General features: G+C 72.8%; 16 protein-coding genes. 11 read left to right on the forward strand and 5 right to left on the reverse strand.

The features are described 5' to 3' along the window. Positions 1 to 31: 31 nt before the first annotated feature. Positions 32 to 1,063 (forward strand): serine hydrolase, encoded by a 1,032-nt coding sequence (locus ACZ45E_RS33875; protein WP_468228437.1) that lies wholly within the window; start codon positions 32 to 34, stop codon positions 1,061 to 1,063. On the opposite strand, the gene ACZ45E_RS33880 is transcribed toward ACZ45E_RS33875, so the two are convergent. Next, complete coding sequence (locus ACZ45E_RS33880) at positions 969 to 1,835, reverse strand: DUF4184 family protein (RefSeq protein ID WP_468228440.1); 867 nt, start codon at positions 1,833 to 1,835, stop codon at positions 969 to 971. The two genes, ACZ45E_RS33875 and ACZ45E_RS33880, sit on opposite strands and share 95 nt — an antisense overlap. A 232-nt stretch (positions 1,836 to 2,067) precedes the next feature. Here ACZ45E_RS33880 and ACZ45E_RS33885 point away from each other — a divergent pair, with 232 nt between their 5' ends. From ACZ45E_RS33885 to pgfA, 3 genes are all read left to right on the forward strand, one after another. Continuing rightward, positions 2,068 to 3,804 carry a lytic transglycosylase domain-containing protein gene (locus tag ACZ45E_RS33885; RefSeq protein ID WP_468228443.1) on the forward strand — a complete coding sequence of 579 codons (1,737 nt, stop codon included), beginning with the start codon at positions 2,068 to 2,070 and terminating at the stop codon, positions 3,802 to 3,804. Between the two features lie 199 nt (positions 3,805 to 4,003). Further along, a complete protein-coding gene (locus ACZ45E_RS33890; protein ID WP_468228445.1) occupies positions 4,004 to 4,138 on the forward strand; it encodes an SPW_0924 family protein in 135 nt (44 codons plus the stop codon). A 40-nt stretch (positions 4,139 to 4,178) separates the two neighbouring features. Then, a complete protein-coding gene (gene pgfA, locus ACZ45E_RS33895; protein WP_468228447.1) occupies positions 4,179 to 5,171 on the forward strand; it encodes a cell envelope lipid trafficking protein PgfA in 993 nt (330 codons plus the stop codon). On the opposite strand, the gene hrpB is transcribed toward pgfA, so the two are convergent. Next, a complete protein-coding gene (gene hrpB, locus ACZ45E_RS33900; protein ID WP_468228567.1) occupies positions 5,161 to 7,716 on the reverse strand; it encodes an ATP-dependent helicase HrpB in 2,556 nt (851 codons plus the stop codon). The two genes, pgfA and hrpB, sit on opposite strands and share 11 nt — an antisense overlap. A 4-nt stretch (positions 7,717 to 7,720) precedes the next feature. Next, positions 7,721 to 8,584 (reverse strand): class I SAM-dependent methyltransferase, encoded by an 864-nt coding sequence (locus tag ACZ45E_RS33905; RefSeq protein WP_468228450.1) that lies wholly within the window; start codon positions 8,582 to 8,584, stop codon positions 7,721 to 7,723. 402 nt (positions 8,585 to 8,986) lie between these two features. On the opposite strand from ACZ45E_RS33905, the gene rpsA reads away from it, so the two are divergent. The 4 genes from rpsA to ACZ45E_RS33925 all read left to right on the forward strand — a co-directional run bounded on the left by rpsA (position 8,987) and on the right by ACZ45E_RS33925 (position 12,788). Next, positions 8,987 to 10,510 (forward strand): 30S ribosomal protein S1, encoded by a 1,524-nt coding sequence (rpsA, locus tag ACZ45E_RS33910; protein ID WP_468228453.1) that lies wholly within the window; start codon positions 8,987 to 8,989, stop codon positions 10,508 to 10,510. Positions 10,511 to 10,724: 214 nt separating this feature from the next. Next, positions 10,725 to 11,663, forward strand: coding sequence for a PAC2 family protein (locus ACZ45E_RS33915; RefSeq protein ID WP_468228456.1), 939 nt, complete (start codon positions 10,725 to 10,727; stop codon positions 11,661 to 11,663). A gap of 42 nt (positions 11,664 to 11,705) precedes the next feature. Next, positions 11,706 to 12,314 carry a dephospho-CoA kinase gene (gene coaE, locus ACZ45E_RS33920; RefSeq protein ID WP_468228459.1) on the forward strand — a complete coding sequence of 203 codons (609 nt, stop codon included), beginning with the start codon at positions 11,706 to 11,708 and terminating at the stop codon, positions 12,312 to 12,314. Between the two features lie 111 nt (positions 12,315 to 12,425). Continuing rightward, complete coding sequence (locus ACZ45E_RS33925; protein WP_468228462.1) at positions 12,426 to 12,788, forward strand: tetratricopeptide repeat protein; 363 nt, start codon at positions 12,426 to 12,428, stop codon at positions 12,786 to 12,788. A gap of 71 nt (positions 12,789 to 12,859) precedes the next feature. Here ACZ45E_RS33925 and ACZ45E_RS33930 read toward each other — a convergent pair whose 3' ends face one another. Continuing rightward, positions 12,860 to 13,132 carry a DUF6343 family protein gene (locus ACZ45E_RS33930; protein WP_468228465.1) on the reverse strand — a complete coding sequence of 91 codons (273 nt, stop codon included), beginning with the start codon at positions 13,130 to 13,132 and terminating at the stop codon, positions 12,860 to 12,862. Between the two features lie 15 nt (positions 13,133 to 13,147). Here ACZ45E_RS33930 and ACZ45E_RS33935 point away from each other — a divergent pair, with 15 nt between their 5' ends. From ACZ45E_RS33935 to ACZ45E_RS33945, 3 genes are all read left to right on the forward strand, one after another. Beyond that, positions 13,148 to 14,182 (forward strand): acyltransferase domain-containing protein, encoded by a 1,035-nt coding sequence (locus tag ACZ45E_RS33935; protein ID WP_468228467.1) that lies wholly within the window; start codon positions 13,148 to 13,150, stop codon positions 14,180 to 14,182. A gap of 81 nt (positions 14,183 to 14,263) precedes the next feature. After that, a complete protein-coding gene (locus ACZ45E_RS33940) occupies positions 14,264 to 14,956 on the forward strand; it encodes a class I SAM-dependent methyltransferase (RefSeq protein WP_468228470.1) in 693 nt (230 codons plus the stop codon). A gap of 125 nt (positions 14,957 to 15,081) precedes the next feature. Beyond that, on the forward strand, positions 15,082 to 15,522 hold the full coding sequence (locus ACZ45E_RS33945) for a DoxX family protein (protein ID WP_468228473.1): 441 nt from the start codon (positions 15,082 to 15,084) through the stop codon (positions 15,520 to 15,522). Positions 15,523 to 15,588: 66 nt separating this feature from the next. On the opposite strand, the gene ACZ45E_RS33950 is transcribed toward ACZ45E_RS33945, so the two are convergent. Further along, complete coding sequence (locus ACZ45E_RS33950) at positions 15,589 to 16,071, reverse strand: RNA-binding S4 domain-containing protein (RefSeq protein WP_468228476.1); 483 nt, start codon at positions 16,069 to 16,071, stop codon at positions 15,589 to 15,591. Positions 16,072 to 16,093: the final 22 nt, after the last annotated feature.

The raw sequence follows: 16,093 nt of genomic DNA on the forward strand, positions 1-16,093 counted from the left end.
CCCGCACGGAGTGCCTCCGCACCATGGGGCAATGCCGTCACCACACCGCCGCGGGCACACCGCCCTCGCTCGCCTGCTCGGCATCCGCTTGCCCGGTAACCGCTTGCCCGGTATCCGCCTGTTCGGCATCAGCCTGCTCGGCGTCTGCCTGGTCGCCGTCGCCCCCACCGCCGGGGCCGCGGGGCGCGGCCCCGTCTGCCGCGTCCCCAAGAAGCCCGGCCTCGCCAAGCAGCTCACCCGTGACCTGCGCGCCGCGCTCGCCGGGCGCCGAGGCATCGTGTCCGTGGCCCTGTACGACGACCGGACCCGGGCCGGCTGCACGCTCGGCGCAGACCGGAGGTACGAGTCCGCCTCCGTCATCAAGGTCCTGACGATGGAGGCCACCCTGCGCCGCGCAGAGCAGCACCACCGCCCCCTCACCGACTGGGAGCGGCGCAACATCCGCCCCATGATCCGCAGTTCGGACAACGCGGCCGCGAGCCGCCTGTGGAACGACCTCGGCCACCCCTACCTGGCCGAGACCCTGCGCCGCGCGGGCACCACCGCCACCAGCCTCGGCCCGTACAGCCACTGGGGCCTGACCCGCACCACGGCCGCCGACCAGCTGCGTCTGCTCTCCGCGCTCACCGGTCGCCGCTCGTTCCTCGACGCCCGCTCCCGCTCCTACGGCCTGAAGCTGATGAGCGAGGTCAGAGAGGACCAGCGCTGGGGCGTGAGCGCCGGGGTACCGCGCGGCGTGCGCGTCCACCTCAAGAACGGCTGGCTGTCCCGCGCCACGCACGGCTGGCGCATCCACAGCATCGGCGTGTTCACCGGCGGCGGCCGCACCTACCGCCTCGCCGTCCTCTCCCACGACAACCCGTCGATGGCGTACGGCGTGCGCACGGTGGAACGGGTCGCGCAGGCCGTGCACCGGAACCTCAACAAGGGGCGCGCCGGCGCCCACGGGCTGACCCCGGCCGACGAGATCAGCGGACGCTCGGACGGCTCGGCTCCGTCGCTCCCCCCGGCGCTCGCGACGCCGCCGGACCCGTGGGGCGCCCCGACGGCCGGCACGCCCTGACCGCGACCGCGTGCAGGACGAGGCCGAGCACGAGCCCCGCGCCCGCCCCGAAGCAGAGCGTCGGAATGATCTCCCAGGGTTTCCAGGCGAGGCCGCCCTCGTCCACGTAAGCGAGCCAGCGCGTCACCCGCAGAGCCGCGCAGCCGCACACGCAGCCCCCGATCGACAGACAGGCCACCCACCGCAGACGGATCGACGCGCCGGCGACCGGGACGGCCCCGGAAGCGTCCCGCAGCGCCCGCCACACCCATACCGCGATGACCCCCATCGCCAGCGCCGAACTCCCGTACTGCACGTACCAGTAGAGCGGAGAACCAGCCACTTTCTCGCCGAGTACGGGGAAGATCCGCATGCCCCAGCGGTCGGGGTGGGTGAAGGCGTCCCACACCACGTGCGTCACCGCCCCGAGCGCCGCGGACACGTACCACCACCACGCCCACCGGCGTCCGGGCCCGCCGCCCGGCCCCCGCAGGAGAGCCGCCGCCCGGCCGCGCAGCCACCGGGGCAGCAGCGCCAGGACCGGTTCCCTGATCAGCCGTTCCAGGGCCACCAGCGCGAGCGCGGTCAGCACGTCCACGGTGAACACACCCGCGAAGGAGTGCGTGAACTCGCCGAACTCCATCGCCCCCGGCACCGCGCCCGCCAGGAAGTACGTGACGTCCGGCGCGAACGACCCGGCGACGAGCAGCGACGGCACGAGCCGGCCCCGCCCCGAGCCGTCGCGCCGCACGCACGGCAGCACCGCCGCGGCATGGCTGATGGTGAACGGCACGAGGCCCCCCTCGGAACAAGTCACAACAAGAACGTGCGAGCGTGGAAGCCTACGACAACGCTTAGCTGTGCAATCGGTGAAAAACGGGCGCGAACAGGTGTCTGCGCGGCGGAAGTTGTCGTAGTGTCGGCTGGGTCCGTGCGCTGGGGAGCGCGAGGACCCGGAACGTCCCCTGATGTGGGACGGCCCGGGAAGAGCGGCTTTGACGGGCTATATGGGAGGGGTTCGCGGTATGGCTGCGGTATTCGGCTGGAGGTTGCGCAGAAGCGCGATGACGGCAGCGGTCGCCGCCGTCGCGGTGGCCGCTCTCTCCGCGTCACAGGCCCCGGGCGTGACCGCCCCGCGGGCGGGCGGGCAGAACACCGCGGACCGATCCGACGATCCGGCGCCCGACGTCGCGACCGGCCCCGACTACTACACGGACCTGCCGCCCCTCGACAGCCCCACCGCCGGCCCGACCCTCGCACCCGGCGCGAGCACCGGCGACGCCGATTCGGGCCTCCCCGCCACCGTCCTGGACGCGTACAAGAAGGCCGAGGCCGAGCTCGCGACCAGCAAGCCCGGCTGCAATCTGCCGTGGCAGCTGCTCGCCGCGATCGGCAAGGTCGAGTCGGGCCAGGCCCGCGGCGGCAACGTCGACGCGAACGGCACGACCCTCCAGCCGATCCTCGGCCCGGCCCTGAACGGCCAGGGGTTCGCGCTGATCAAGGACACCGACGGCGGCTCCTACGACGGCGACACGGAGCACGACCGCGCCGTCGGCCCCATGCAGTTCATCCCCTCCACCTGGGAATGGGCGGGCCGCGACGGCAACGGCGACGGCAAGAAGGACCCGAACAACATCTACGACGCGGCCCTCGGCGCCGGCCACTACCTGTGCCGCAACGGCTGGGACCTGTCCGACGCCACGGACCTGAACCAGGCGATCCTCAGCTACAACAACTCCTCGGAGTACCTCGCCACCGTCCTGTCCTGGCTGGAGTTCTACCGCAAGGGCACGCACGAGGTCCCCAACGGCACCGGTGTCCTGCCCAGGAACCCCAGCGCCGGCACCGGATCGAGCCCGTCGCCGAGCCCGTCGCCGACGCTCCCCGGCTCGGCCCTCCCGTCACCGACCCCCGGCGGCACCGGCGGCACGGGCGGCACGGGTGGCAGCTCCGACCCCACGAAGCCGCCCACGAAGCCGCCCACGACCCCGCCCACCACGCCTCCGACGACGCCGACCAGCCCGGCCGCGTCCGTCACGGAGATCACCGACGCGGGCACCGGCGAACTGAGCGCCATGGCGGGCGACGCCTTCGGCGAGCGGATCGCGGTACGCCCGCAGAACGCCAAGGGCAAGGGCGTCGCCCGGGTCGGGGTCCGGTTCGTGATCGTCGGCGGGACGGACGCGAAGTTCGCCGGCGGAGTGACGAGCGCCGTCGCCACCACGAACAGCTCGGGTGTGGCCACCGCGCCGAAGCTCACCGCGGGCGAGAAGACAGGCGACTTCACGGTCCGCGCCACCGTCGTGGGCCGCTCCGGGCCCACCCTCGACCACACGGCGACCGTCACCGCCCGCGCGGCCGACGCACTCGCCCGCACCAGCGACAAGGCGCTCAGCTGCGTCGCCGGCCAGGCGTTCGCGGACACCGTCGAGGTGAAGGCGACGTACAAGGGCGCCGTCGCCGACGGTGTCGCCGCGACCGCGACCCTCGTCAAGGCGGAGAACGACCCGGCCGAGGCGGACAAGGGCCCCTACTTCAAGGACGCCGACGGCAAGAAGGTCCGCACCCTGAAGGCCCTCAAGACCGGCGCCGACGGCCGGCTCGAACTGCCGAAGCTGTACGCGGACGGCACCGCCGGCACGTTCCTGCTGCGGATCAGTACGACGGGCGGCGCGACGCTCACCGTCGAACTGAAGGTGACGGCGGCCCCGTCCGGCGGCGCCTCCGGCACCCCGACCGCACCCGCGAGCCCCGCCGCGTAACGACCGGCGCGCGGCGGACACACCGCGCCGCGCCGCAACGCACCGCGCCAGATCAAGCCCTCCGGCCCCACGGGGCCGGAGGGCTTCGCCGTGTGCGCGACGTGTTCTCATCTGGGCGCGGCATTGCTACGGTGCACCGACCCAAAAGGCTGACGCCTCATCAGATCCCGTGTGCCGCACGGCTCCAGGGAGGTCGGACATGCGCGCCCTCATCGCCGCCGCGAGCGGACTCGTCCTCGCCTTCGTCCTGGTCCTCGCCCTCACGGCGATCGGCGCACCACCGGGCGAGACCTCCCCGAAACCGCTCCTGACCACCGTCCCCGCACACCCCTAGGGCGTAGCCGACGCGACCGTAGTTGAGGAGGGCCACCGAGATGCGCCGCAAGGCCAGCCTGATCCTGCTCGCCCTCGCCGTGTTCTTCACGGCGCTGTCCCCGCTGATGCGCTGGTACGCGTTCCCGCGCCTGGCGAAGATCCCGCCGGGCCAGTACCAGACGATGGTCCTGGAGGCGAAGGACGCGACCCTCATCGACTACGGCTCCATGCAGGCCAGGAAGGTCCCCAGACTCACCGTCGTCCAGACCTTGAAGGGCAACGTCGAGGAGTCGGAGAAGATCGAGAAGAGCGCCGGGCGCGATGTTGTCGTCTGGGACGGACTCAGCTACATCGTGGGCCCCGACGGCGCATTCGTCTCCCAGGTCCCCGAGCGTTACATCTTCGACGCGCACAGCCAGGAACCCGTGCACGCCACCGGGGAATCCGTCGACGGTGACCCGGTCACCCGCGAGGGCATCGAGTTCAAGTGGCCGTTCCTCACGGAGAAACGGGACTACCAGTACTTCGACGCCCGCGCCCGCGTCACCCGGCCCATCCACTACAAGGGCACCGAGACCTTCCGCGGCGTCACGATCTACCGCTTCGAGCAGACCGTCCCCTGGACGAAGGTCCCCTTCCCCAAGAAGCTCCCCGTGCGGGGCATCACCGCCGGTTCCCTCGCGAAGACCGGCACCCGGATGTGGTACACGACCGTCCGTACGTTCCTGGTCGACCCGACCACCGGAGCTCCCGTCTACGGCGAGGAGCGGCACAAGGAGGAGATGCGCGGCGGCACCCTGCTCGGCGGCCGGGAGAAGGTCACCGCGTTCGCCGGCGACGTCAAGATGCGCGAGGACTACATCACCTCCACCGTCGACCTGGTCACATCCCAGCGCACCCTCGTCCTGCTGCTCACCTCGTACCTGCCGTGGGGCTTTTTGAGCCTCGGCGTGCTGCTGCTCGCCCTCGCCCTGTGGCTGGAGGCCCGCGGCCGCCGCCCCGGCGACCCGGAGCGGGCGGCCGCGGCGGAACCGGCGCCGGTCAGCGCCTGAGCCGCGCGTTCGTGAACCGGGTCGGCTCCGCCCCGGCCGGGTCCTGCGGCCACGGGTGCTTCGGATAGCGCCCGCGCAGATCGGCCCGCACGGCCAGGTAACCGTCCCGCCAGAACGACGCCAGGTCCGCGGTGACCGCGGCGGGCCGCCCGGCGGGGGAGAGGAGATGCACGAGCACCGGCACCCCGGCCACCCGCGGCGTCTCCTGCAACCCGAACATCTCCTGCACCTTCACCGCGAGCACCGGCTGCCCGGGATCGGAGTAGTCCAGGCGGATCCGCGAACCGCTGGGCACCTCGATCCGCTCGGGCGCCAGCTCGTCGAAGCGCGCAGCGACCCCGCCGGCCCACGGCAGCAGCCGCCTGAGCGCCTGCCCGGCGTCGATCCGCCCCAGATCCGCCCGGCGCCGCGCCGCGCTCAGCTCCGGCTCCAGCCAGTCGTCCACGCGCGCGTAGAGCCCTTCGTCGCTCACGTCGGGCCAGGGCTCCCCGACGTGCCGGCGCACGAAGGCCAGCCGCTGCCGCAGCGCCTCGGCGTCCCGGTCCCACCGCAGCAGCCCGAGCCCCTCACGCCGCAGCCCCTCCAGCAGCGCACCCCGTACGAGGCCGGGTGCGGCCTTTTTGAGCGGGCGCACGGCCAGTTCGACGGCGCCGAGCCGGGTCACGTGCCGGGCCACCAACTCACCGTCGGCCCACGCCACTTCATCGCCCTCGGAGTACAGCGAGGCCGCCGCCCGGCGCGCGACCTCCTCGTCGACGACCGCGCCGAGCCGCACGCGCGCGTGCCCCGCGCCGACCGGCCGGTCGGCGACAGCGACGGCCACCCACTCGGTGTGCCGCAGCGCGGACCCCTCGGCGATGTCCGCCCGGGTCCCGGACACCATCAGATACGAACCCCCCGACCTGTGGGCGACGCGCTCGGGAAAGGCGAGGGCGGCGACGAGCCCGGCGACCTGATCGTCACCGGCCGCTCTGCCGCCGCCGGCCGCCTTGCCGTCGCCGGACGCCTGCCGCACCTCCGGCTCCGCCGACGCCGACCGGGGCGCCAGGCCGGACAGGCGTCGGACCTCCTGCCGCCACCGCGCCCCGTAGGCGTCGCCGCCGCGCCGCGCGGCCCGTAGCGCCCCGGCCAGGTCGTCCCCGTACTCCCGCGGCGGCTCCTCGCTCAGCAGGGCGACCACTTCCGCCGCCCGCCGGGGCCCCACGGCCGGCGCCGCGTCGAGCAGCGCCCGGCCCAGCCGCGGATGCAGCCCGAGGCGGGCCAGCCGGGTGCCGCGCTCCGTGACCCGGCCCGAGGCGCCGTCCACCGCGCCGACCGCGGCCAGCACGGTCCGCGCCGCCGCCATCGCCCCGCCCGGCGGCGCGTCGAGCAGCGCGAGCCCCCACGCCCGCGGGTCACCCCAGCACGCGACCTGGAGCGCGAACGCCGTCAGGTCCGCCACCTTGATCTCCGGCGCCGGGAACCGCGCGAGCCGCCCGTCCTCGGCCTCGTCCCAGCACCGGTACACCACGCCCGGTGCCTCCCGCCCGGCCCGCCCGGCCCGCTGCGCACCGGCCGCGCGCGAAGCCCGTACGGTCGTCAGCGCGCTGAGCCCGCGCGCGTGGTCCACCCGCGGTTCCCTGGCGAGCCCCGCGTCCACCACGATCCGCACCCCGGGCACCGTCAGCGACGACTCGGCGACCGCCGTGGCCAGGACCACCCGGCGCCGCGCCCCCGCCGAGAGCACCGCGTCCTGCACGGCGGCCGGCGCCCGGCCGTGCACCTGCACCACATCGACGTCGCCGATCGCCCCCAACTGCCCCGCGACCCGGGCGATCTCGCCCACGCCCGGCAGAAAACAGAGCACGTCCCCGGCCCGCTCCGCGAGCGCGCGCCGCACGGTCGCCGCCACGTGCGACAGCAACGCCGGGTCGACCCGCATGCCGTGCGGTGGCCGCACCGGACGCGCGGGCGGCGCCCAGACCACGTCCACCGGGTACGAGACGCCGGCCGCCTCGACGACCGGCGCACCCCCGAGCAGCCCCGCCCACCCCTCGGCATCCGTCGTCGCCGACGCCGCGACCAGCCGCAACTCGGGCCGCAGCGCCGCCCGTACGTCGCACAGGAACGCCGCGACGGTGTCCGCGTCCAGATGCCGCTCGTGCACCTCGTCGAGCATGACGGCGTCGATGCCGGCCAGCTCCTGGTCGCGCTGGAGCCGTTGCAGCAGCACACCGGTCGTGACGACCTCCACGCGCGTGTGCGGCCCGGCCACGCGCTCGCCGCGCACCGTGTAGCCGATCCGCTCGCCGACCTGCTCGCCGAGCAGCCAGGCCATGCGCCGCGCCGCCGCCCGGGCCGCGATCCGGCGCGGCTCGGCGACGACGACCCTGCGGTCGGGAGCCCCCGCCTCCAGGAGCCCGGCGAGCACCAGCGGGACGAGTGTCGTCTTGCCGGTGCCCGGCGGGGCGACGAGCACGGCCGCCCCGTCCGCGTCCAGCGCGGTCCGCAGGGCGGGCAGCGCGGTACGCACGGGCAGTTGGTCGAGGAGGTCGGCGCGGATCACCCCCTCAGTCTCCAGCACCTCCGGCGGGGCGGTCCTCCCGCTCGCAGACGAAGATCGCCGTGCCGGGGATCAGATTCCCGCGCAGTGGCGACCAGCCGCCCCACTCCTGCGTGTTCCACGTCGGCCACTGCGGCTCGACGAGGTCCACGAGCCGGAAGCCGCCCGCCACGACATCGCGCACCCGGTCCCCGACCGTGCGGTGGTGCTCGACGTAGACGGCGTTGCCCTCGTCGTCCTGCTCCACATAAGGGGTGCGGTCGAAGTAGGACGCGGCGACGCTCAGCCCCTCAGGGCCGGGCTCGTCGGGGAACGCCCAGCGGATCGGGTGCGTGACCGAGAAGACGAAGCGTCCGCCGGGCCGCAGCACGCGGCGCACCTCGCGCAGGACGCGTACGGGATCGGCGACGAAGGGCAGCGCCCCATAGGCGGAGCAGGCCAGGTCGAACGAGCCGTCCCTGAAGGGCAGGACGCCCGCGTCGGCCTCCACCAGCGGGATCTTCCCGCCGTCGATCCGCATGGCGTGCTGGAGCTGGCGGTGCGAGAGATCGAGGGCGACGGGCCGCGCGCCCTGGGCGGCCAGCCAGCGCGAGCACTGTGCGGCGCCCGCCCCGATCTCCAGGACGTCCTTGCCGGCCAGCTCCTCGGCCGGGCCGAGGAGCTCGGCCTCCACCTCGTCCAGGCCCTCGGGCCCCCAGACGAAACGGTCGTCCCCGAGGAACGTGCCGTGCTCGACCTGATAGTCGTCCGCGTTACGGTCCCACCAGCCGCGGTTGGCCCGGGAACTCTCCGTGGTCCCGGCGTCGCGCCGGGTCGCCGTCGACTCGTCGTCCACCGCCGAGGCCCCCTGGTCTGCCTGGTGCGCTTCCATTGGTCCGGACTCTTGGATGATCGGCTCCCTCGTCGTACTCTTCCGTCCAACCCTGCGCCAGGAGGGCATCTACAGCGGGCTCTGGGCCCCTCGTAGCCTCGTGCGACAGGTTTTGTGCCGGGTATGCGGCGTTCGCCCCGGGTGGGCGCCTTCGCGACATTGACCCTGCCCGGCGGCCCCCGTATGCTACAAGTTGCGCTGCGGGCCTGCGCACCTCAGACATAGCAGGCTGTGCTCGCATCTGTTGCATGTCCCCTCGGTTGTCGGGGCGCCCCACCAGGGTCGTGGAAACACGGCCATGGGTTCGGCGCTCCTCAGGCTGTCCGGCTTCTTCGGTGCGAAACAGGTTCTCGGCGTAGCAGTACCTACGACTTCAATGTCCGCACCGGAGCCCTTTCCCACATGACGAGCAGCACCGAGACCACCGCCACCACCCCGCAGGTTGCGGTCAACGACATCGGTAACGAGGAAGCATTCCTCGCCGCTATCGACGAGACGATCAAGTACTTCAACGATGGCGACATCGTCGACGGCGTCATCGTCAAGGTTGACCGGGACGAGGTTCTCCTCGACATCGGTTACAAGACCGAAGGTGTCATCCCGAGCCGCGAGCTCTCGATCAAGCACGACGTCGACCCGAACGAGGTCGTCAAGGTCGGCGACGAGATCGAGGCCCTGGTTCTCCAGAAGGAGGACAAGGAAGGCCGCCTGATCCTCTCGAAGAAGCGTGCGCAATACGAGCGCGCTTGGGGCACCATCGAGAAGATCAAGGAAGAGGACGGCATCGTCACCGGTACCGTCATCGAGGTCGTCAAGGGTGGTCTCATCCTCGACATCGGCCTCCGTGGCTTCCTGCCGGCTTCCCTTGTCGAGATGCGCCGCGTCCGCGACCTCCAGCCCTACGTGGGCAAGGAGCTCGAGGCGAAGATCATCGAGCTGGACAAGAACCGCAACAACGTGGTCCTGTCCCGCCGTGCCTGGCTCGAGCAGACCCAGTCCGAGGTCCGCCAGACGTTCCTCACGACCCTCCAGAAGGGTCAGGTCCGCTCCGGCGTCGTGTCCTCCATCGTCAACTTCGGTGCCTTCGTGGACCTGGGTGGCGTCGACGGTCTGGTGCACGTCTCCGAGCTGTCCTGGAAGCACATCGACCACCCGTCCGAGGTTGTCGAGGTCGGCCAGGAAGTCACCGTCGAGGTCCTCGACGTGGACATGGACCGCGAGCGTGTCTCCCTGTCGCTGAAGGCGACGCAGGAAGACCCGTGGCAGCAGTTCGCCCGCACCCACCAGATCGGCCAGGTCGTGCCCGGCAAGGTCACGAAGCTGGTTCCGTTCGGTGCGTTCGTCCGCGTGGACGAGGGCATCGAGGGTCTGGTCCACATCTCCGAGCTGGCCGAGCGCCACGTGGAGATCCCGGAGCAGGTCGTCCAGGTCAACGACGAGATCTTCGTCAAGGTCATCGACATCGACCTCGAGCGCCGTCGCATCAGCCTCTCGCTGAAGCAGGCCAACGAGGCGTTCGGCGCCGACCCGTCGGTCGTCGAGTTCGACCCGACCCTGTACGGCATGGCCGCGTCCTACGACGACCAGGGCAACTACATCTACCCCGAGGGCTTCGACCCCGAGACCAACGACTGGCTCGAGGGCTTCGAGACCCAGCGCGAGGCCTGGGAGACCCAGTACGCCGAGGCGCAGCAGCGCTTCGAGCAGCACCAGGCTCAGGTCATCAAGTCCCGCGAGGCCGACGCTCAGGCCGAGGCCGAGGGTGCTTCCACCACGAGTGCGGCTCCGGCCGCCTCCGGTGGCAGCAGCAGCGGTGGCGGCGGCGGCGGTTCGTACTCCTCGGAGTCGGACGACAACTCCGGCGCGCTCGCTTCGGACGAGGCGCTCGCCGCGCTTCGCGAGAAGCTGGCCGGCGGCCAGAGCTGAATCGCTCTGCGCTAGCAGGTAGTTGAGCAGTGGGCCCGCACCTCTTGGTGCGGGCCCACTGCTGTTCCGCCCTCGCGCCGTAGGGCCTGCGCCCCGCGTGCGGGTACCGGTCGCGGGCGATGGCTCGCGCTGTTCCCCGCGCCCCCCCGCGGAGCGGGAATGTTCACCGCCCTTTCGGGTGTTCCCCGTATGAACACGAGGAGGAGCGGTCACAGTGCTTGATGCGCAGGATCTGTACACATGGGAGCCGAAGGGCCTTGCCGTGGTGGACATGGCGCTCGCCCAGGAGTCCGCCGGCCTTGTCATGCTCTACCACTTCGACGGATACATCGACGCGGGTGAGACCGGCGACCAGATCGTCGACCGGGTCCTCGACTCGCTGCCCCACCAGGTCGTGGCCCGCTTCGACCACGACCGGCTGGTGGACTACCGGGCCCGCCGCCCGCTGCTCACCTTCAAGGGCGACCGCTGGTCCTCCTACGAGGTGCCCTCCCTGGAGGTGCGGCTCGTCCAGGACGCCACCGGCGCGCCCTTCCTGCTGCTGGCCGGCCCGGAGCCGGACGTCGAGTGGGAGCGGTTCGCGGCGGCCGTCCAGCAGATCGTGGAGCGCCTCGGAGTGCGCCTCGCGGTGAACTTCCACGGCATCCCGATGGGCGTCCCGCACACCCGCCCCGTCGGTCTCACCCCGCACGGCAACCGCACGGAGCTGATCCCCGGACACCGCAGCCCGTTCGACGAGGCGCAGGTGCCGGGCAGCGCCGAGGCGCTGGTCGAGTACCGGCTGATGGAGGCCGGGTTCGACGTCCTCGGTGTCGCCGCGCACGTCCCGCACTACATCGCGCGCTCCGCGTACCCCGACGCCGCGCTGACGGTCCTGGAGGCGATCACCGCCGCGACCGGGCTCGTGCTGCCCGGCATCGCGCACGGCCTGCGCACGGAGGCGCACCGGACGCAGACGGAGATCGACCGGCAGATCCAGGAGGGCGACGAGGAGCTGGTCGCGCTCGTACAGGGCCTCGAGCACCAGTACGACGCGGCGTCCGGCGCCGAGTCCCGGGGCAACATGCTGGCCGAGCCGGTGGAGATCCCGTCCGCCGACGAGATCGGCCTCGAATTCGAGAAGTTCCTGGCCGAGCGGGAAGGCGATGCCTGACCGCCCTCGGCCGGGCCGGGGCGACGCCCTAAGCTTCCGCCCATGGTGAAGGTGGGGTTGACCGGCGGTATCGGCGCCGGAAAGAGCCAGGTGTCCCGGCTGTTCGTGCGACGCGGGGCCGTCCTGATCGACGCCGACCGGATCGCGCGGGAAGTCGTCGAGCCCGGTACGCCGGGGCTGGCGGCCGTCGTCGAGGAGTTCGGTGCGCAGGTGCTCTCCCCGGACGGCACCCTCGACCGGCCGAAGCTCGGCTCGATCGTCTTCGCCGACGCCGACCGGCTGGCCGCCCTGAACAGGATCGTGCACCCGCTGGTCGGCGCCCGGTCCGCCGAACTGGAGGCCGCCGCGGGGCCCGGCTCCGTCGTCGTCCACGACGTCCCGCTGCTCACCGAGAACGGTCTCGCCCCGCTCTACGACCTGGTGATCGTCGTCGACACGAGCCCCGAGACCCAGCTCGACCGGCTGACCCGGCTGCGCGGCATGACCGAGGACGACGCCCGGGCCCGGATGGCCGCCCAGGCCACCCGGGAGAAGCGCCGCGAGATCGCCGACATCGTGATCGACAACGACGTACCGCTGGAGAAGCTGACCGAGCAGGTCGACGCGGTCTGGAGCGACCTCATGGACCGGGCGCGCGCCACCGGCGCGTAAGCGGTGGGGCGGCCGGTGCGGGTGTCCCGGACGCGGCCCGCGGGCAGGAATAGCCCCCACGGTACGCGGTGTTGACCCAGGTGACCGGTCGACACCGGAAGGGAGTTCATCGTGTCCGACGCCACCCCGGAGACGCACGTCATCGACTACCGCGCGGCCGAGCAGCTGCTGGCCGCGCGCGACCCGCGAGGCGCGGTGAAGCTCCTGGACGACGTCATCGCCGCCCACCCGGAGAACACGGCGGCCCGGCTGCTCCGGGCCCGCGCGTTCTTCGCCGCGGCGCAACTGCGCGCCGCCGAGCTGGAGTTCTCCATCGTCCTTGAGCGCGAGCCGGACAACGCGTTCGCGCACTTCGCCCTGGCCCGGACGTACGAGAGGTGGTCGCGGCCGCAGCAGGCCCGGCGCCACTTCAGGCTCGCCGCCGCGCTCGACCCGCAGCCGGAGTACCTGGCGGCGGCCCGCTTCGACGACTGACCTGCCACCACGGACCTGCCACCACTGACCTCCCGGCTCCGATCAGCCCGCACCGACCTGCGGTCAGGCGGTCACAGGGGCTTTCGGTACGGTGGGACATCGCGGCCGGGCTGGTAGTGCGGTCCCTGACGGATGCGGCGGAGGATCACAAGGACGTCGACCGTCGTGACGCACCACAGCGTCCCGCAGGCCAGCGCCCACCACGGGCGGTGCGCCAGCAGGAAGGCGACGGTGCCGAAGACCGTCCAGACCAGGCCGAACAGGGCCAGGCCGAGCCGCAGACGCAGGGGACTGCGCGCGGTGACCGGCTCGTCACCCGTGCGCACCGGATGTACCAGACGCATGGGCACCATCCCCTCATGTCGAAGAGGCTCCCCCTCCAGGGTGCCACGATCGAAGGAGCGGGTGTGCTGGACGCACTGAAGGGCGACGAGGCGTGCGCCGACTGGCTGGCGGCGCTGGACGACGCGGCGATACCCCAGCTCCCGGCCGAGCTGCCGGACGCGCTCGACCTGCCCGACGTACTACTCGACCTGGCCGTCCCCCACGAGGACATCAACGAACTGGTGCGGCTGCGCGCCGAGCTGCTGGCCGACCCGGAGCTGCGGGCACTGTTGGGGCGCGCGGTCAGCGGGCTGCTGCGGCAGGCGGGGGAGCCGGGCCGGGGCACGGGCCTGCCGATGTTCCCCGCGGCGACCGGGGCGATGGGGCGCTGCTTCGCCGTGTTCGTGTTCCTCGCCGCGCTGCCGTACACGCGGGCCCACCATCGCGAGCGCGGCATCCCCGACGACGTGTCCCGGCACACGCTCGCCGACCTCGGCCGCAATCTCGCCCTGCACCGCAAGAAGTCCGGCACGACCGGGGTGCTCGTGCCGTGGTGGCCGGACCGGCACTTCCGCGGCGAGCTCTACCAGCTGGGGCGGTTGCAGTTCGAGCGGGTGCGCCTGGGACGGCGTACGGGCGCACGGTTCCAGGCGGCCGGCGCGGGGATCGGGCCCGGTGACCCGGCGCTCGCCGTGCACATCCCGGACTTCCGCGGCCCCCTGACACCCGCGGCCTGCGACGACTCGATCGGGCGGGCCCGGGAGTTCTTCGCGCGGCACTACCCCGAGGAGCCGGCCGGGGTCGCGATGTGCGAATCCTGGCTCCTGGACCGGCAGTTGCGGCAGTACCTGCCGGCCGAGTCCAACATCATCCGCTTCCAGGACCGGTTCGCACCGGTACCGCACGAGGACGAGGAGCCGCAGGACGGCACCCCCGTCGCGTTCGTCTTCGGCGGCCCCGAGACGCCGCGCGAACTCCTGCCGCGCCGCACGAGCGTGCAGCGGGCCGTCCTCGACCACCTGGACGCGGGCGGGCACTGGTACGTGCGGCACGGCTGGTTCCGTATGTAGGGAGCGACCGCGCCGGTAACTCCCGCTGCCGCGACGGGGATCGGCGAGGAACGGAAGGGGGAGGCCGCTCGTTCCCGGTGCATGAGCCTTGAGATGCGTGCGGGGTACGAGGGGACGGGGCCGGGCGCGATCACGCCCGACGGCTGTGCGGTGGAGCTGTACGCGAGACTGCCCGTCGAGGGCGAGCCGGAGATCGTCGCGGGCGCCGTGCCCGCGGGCGCCACCCTGCTCGAACTCGGCTGCGGCGTCGGCCGGGTGACGCACCCGCTGGCGGAGCGCGGCTTCACGGTGACGGCGGTGGACGAGTCGCCGCAGATGCTGGAGCGGGTGCGGGGCGCGCGCACCGTGCGCGGCACCATCGAGGGCCTCGACCTCGGCGAGAAGTTCGACGTGGTGCTGCTCGGCTCGATCCTGGTCAACACCGGGGACGCGGCGGTGCGGCGCGGCATGCTCGACACGTGCCGGCGCCATGTCGCCGACGACGGCTGCGTGCTGATCCAGCGCGAGCGCGACGGCGCGCACGCGGACCTGCCGCGGGAGCATGTCCTGCCCGGCGGGGCCGTGATCCGCAAGCTGTCGTCGGAGCCGGTCGGGGACGCGGGGGTGCGCTCGGTGACGGTGGAGTACGTGTTCCCGGACGCCGTGTGGACCCAGACGTACCGGATTCGCCCGATGGGGGTCGCGGAGTTCGAGGAGGCGCTCGCGGAGTCCGATCTGAAGGTCGACCGGTATCTGACGGAGGACGAGAGCTGGGTGCGGGTGCTCCCCGTGTGACGGTGTGACAGGTCCTTTCTGACGCCGGGCAGATGTTCCTGCCGGGGCGATGAGTTCGGACGGCGGCGCCGGTCTTATCCGGTGACAGTGACCGACCGCTCGCCCTCACCGCACAGGAGACCGTCATGACGAACCTCGCCGCAGCTCCCGCCGCCGTCACCCTGGCCCCCGCCCGTTCCCGGCGTGCCCGGATCGCGTTGCGCACGACCGCGATCGTGCTCGCGGCGTTCTTCGGCCTCGCGAGCGCTCTGCCCAAGCTCTTCGCCGTCCCCGCCGCGGTCGAGGCGTTCGACGGGCTCGGCTGGGGCGCCGTGGGGATGTACGCGATCGGGGCGCTCGAACTCGCCGGTGCCATCGGCCTGTTGGTGCCGGTGCTCGCCGGGCTCGCGCCGATCGGGCTGAGCGCGCTCATGGTCGGCGCCTTCGTCACGCAGGTCGTGGCCTTCGACGGGGAGAACGCGGCGACGCCGCTGATCCTGATGGTCCCGCTCGCCGTCCTGGCCTGGGCCCACCGGGCGCGCAACCGCGAACTGGCGTCCCTGCTGCTGCGGCGGCGCGCCGCCTGACCGTGCGAGGCCCCCCGGGCCGGCCTGCCGAGGTCCACCACCGTGGGCCTCGGCCCAGTGCTGCCCTCAGTCCTGGTCCGCGTCCGGTTCCTGCCCCGGTCCCTGGCCGAAGAGGCCGCGCAGCCGCTCCAGTTCGCGGCGGTCCCGCTTCGTCGGGCGGCCCGCGCCGCGGTCGCGGAGACCGACCGGCGCGATCGCCCCGCGGGGCGGGGGCGGCGGCGAGTTGTCGACGTACGTCTCGGCCGCCACCGGGGCGCCGACCCGCTTGCGGATCAGCCGCTTGACCACCACCAGGCGCTCGTGGCCGCCGGGCTGGCGCAGCCGCACCTCGTCGCCGACGCGCAGCGCGTACGCGGGCTTCGCGCTCACCCCGTTGACCTTGACATGGCCGCCCTTGCAGGCCGCGGCGCCCGCCGAGCGCGTCTTGACCAGGCGTACGGCCCAGATCCAGCTGTCGACCCGCACGCTCTCGCCGCCGGCCGGCGCCGCCGCCCGCGCCGCGCCCACCGGGTCCGGGGTGCTCGGCGTCCCTGATGTCTGCGATGCCATACGTCGAGCTTAGAGCCTGTCT

The sequence above is a fragment of the Streptomyces sp. NPDC030991 genome (assembly GCF_055571235.1).

What these genes read in the sequence shown, in the direction of transcription:
- ACZ45E_RS33875 (WP_468228437.1), top strand. Translation starts at nt 32, where the DNA reads ATGCCGTCACCACACCGCCGCGGGCACACCGCCCTCGCTCGCCTGCTC.
- ACZ45E_RS33885 (WP_468228443.1), top strand. Translation starts at nt 2,068, where the DNA reads ATGGCTGCGGTATTCGGCTGGAGGTTGCGCAGAAGCGCGATGACGGCA.
- ACZ45E_RS33890 (WP_468228445.1), top strand. Translation starts at nt 4,004, where the DNA reads ATGCGCGCCCTCATCGCCGCCGCGAGCGGACTCGTCCTCGCCTTCGTC.
- pgfA (WP_468228447.1), top strand. Translation starts at nt 4,179, where the DNA reads ATGCGCCGCAAGGCCAGCCTGATCCTGCTCGCCCTCGCCGTGTTCTTC.
- ACZ45E_RS33905 (WP_468228450.1), bottom strand. Translation starts at nt 8,584, where the DNA reads ATGGAAGCGCACCAGGCAGACCAGGGGGCCTCGGCGGTGGACGACGAG.
- rpsA (WP_468228453.1), top strand. Translation starts at nt 8,987, where the DNA reads ATGACGAGCAGCACCGAGACCACCGCCACCACCCCGCAGGTTGCGGTC.
- coaE (WP_468228459.1), top strand. Translation starts at nt 11,706, where the DNA reads ATGGTGAAGGTGGGGTTGACCGGCGGTATCGGCGCCGGAAAGAGCCAG.
- ACZ45E_RS33930 (WP_468228465.1), bottom strand. Translation starts at nt 13,132, where the DNA reads ATGCGTCTGGTACATCCGGTGCGCACGGGTGACGAGCCGGTCACCGCG.
- ACZ45E_RS33935 (WP_468228467.1), top strand. Translation starts at nt 13,148, where the DNA reads ATGTCGAAGAGGCTCCCCCTCCAGGGTGCCACGATCGAAGGAGCGGGT.
- ACZ45E_RS33940 (WP_468228470.1), top strand. Translation starts at nt 14,264, where the DNA reads ATGAGCCTTGAGATGCGTGCGGGGTACGAGGGGACGGGGCCGGGCGCG.
- ACZ45E_RS33945 (WP_468228473.1), top strand. Translation starts at nt 15,082, where the DNA reads ATGACGAACCTCGCCGCAGCTCCCGCCGCCGTCACCCTGGCCCCCGCC.
- ACZ45E_RS33950 (WP_468228476.1), bottom strand. Translation starts at nt 16,071, where the DNA reads ATGGCATCGCAGACATCAGGGACGCCGAGCACCCCGGACCCGGTGGGC.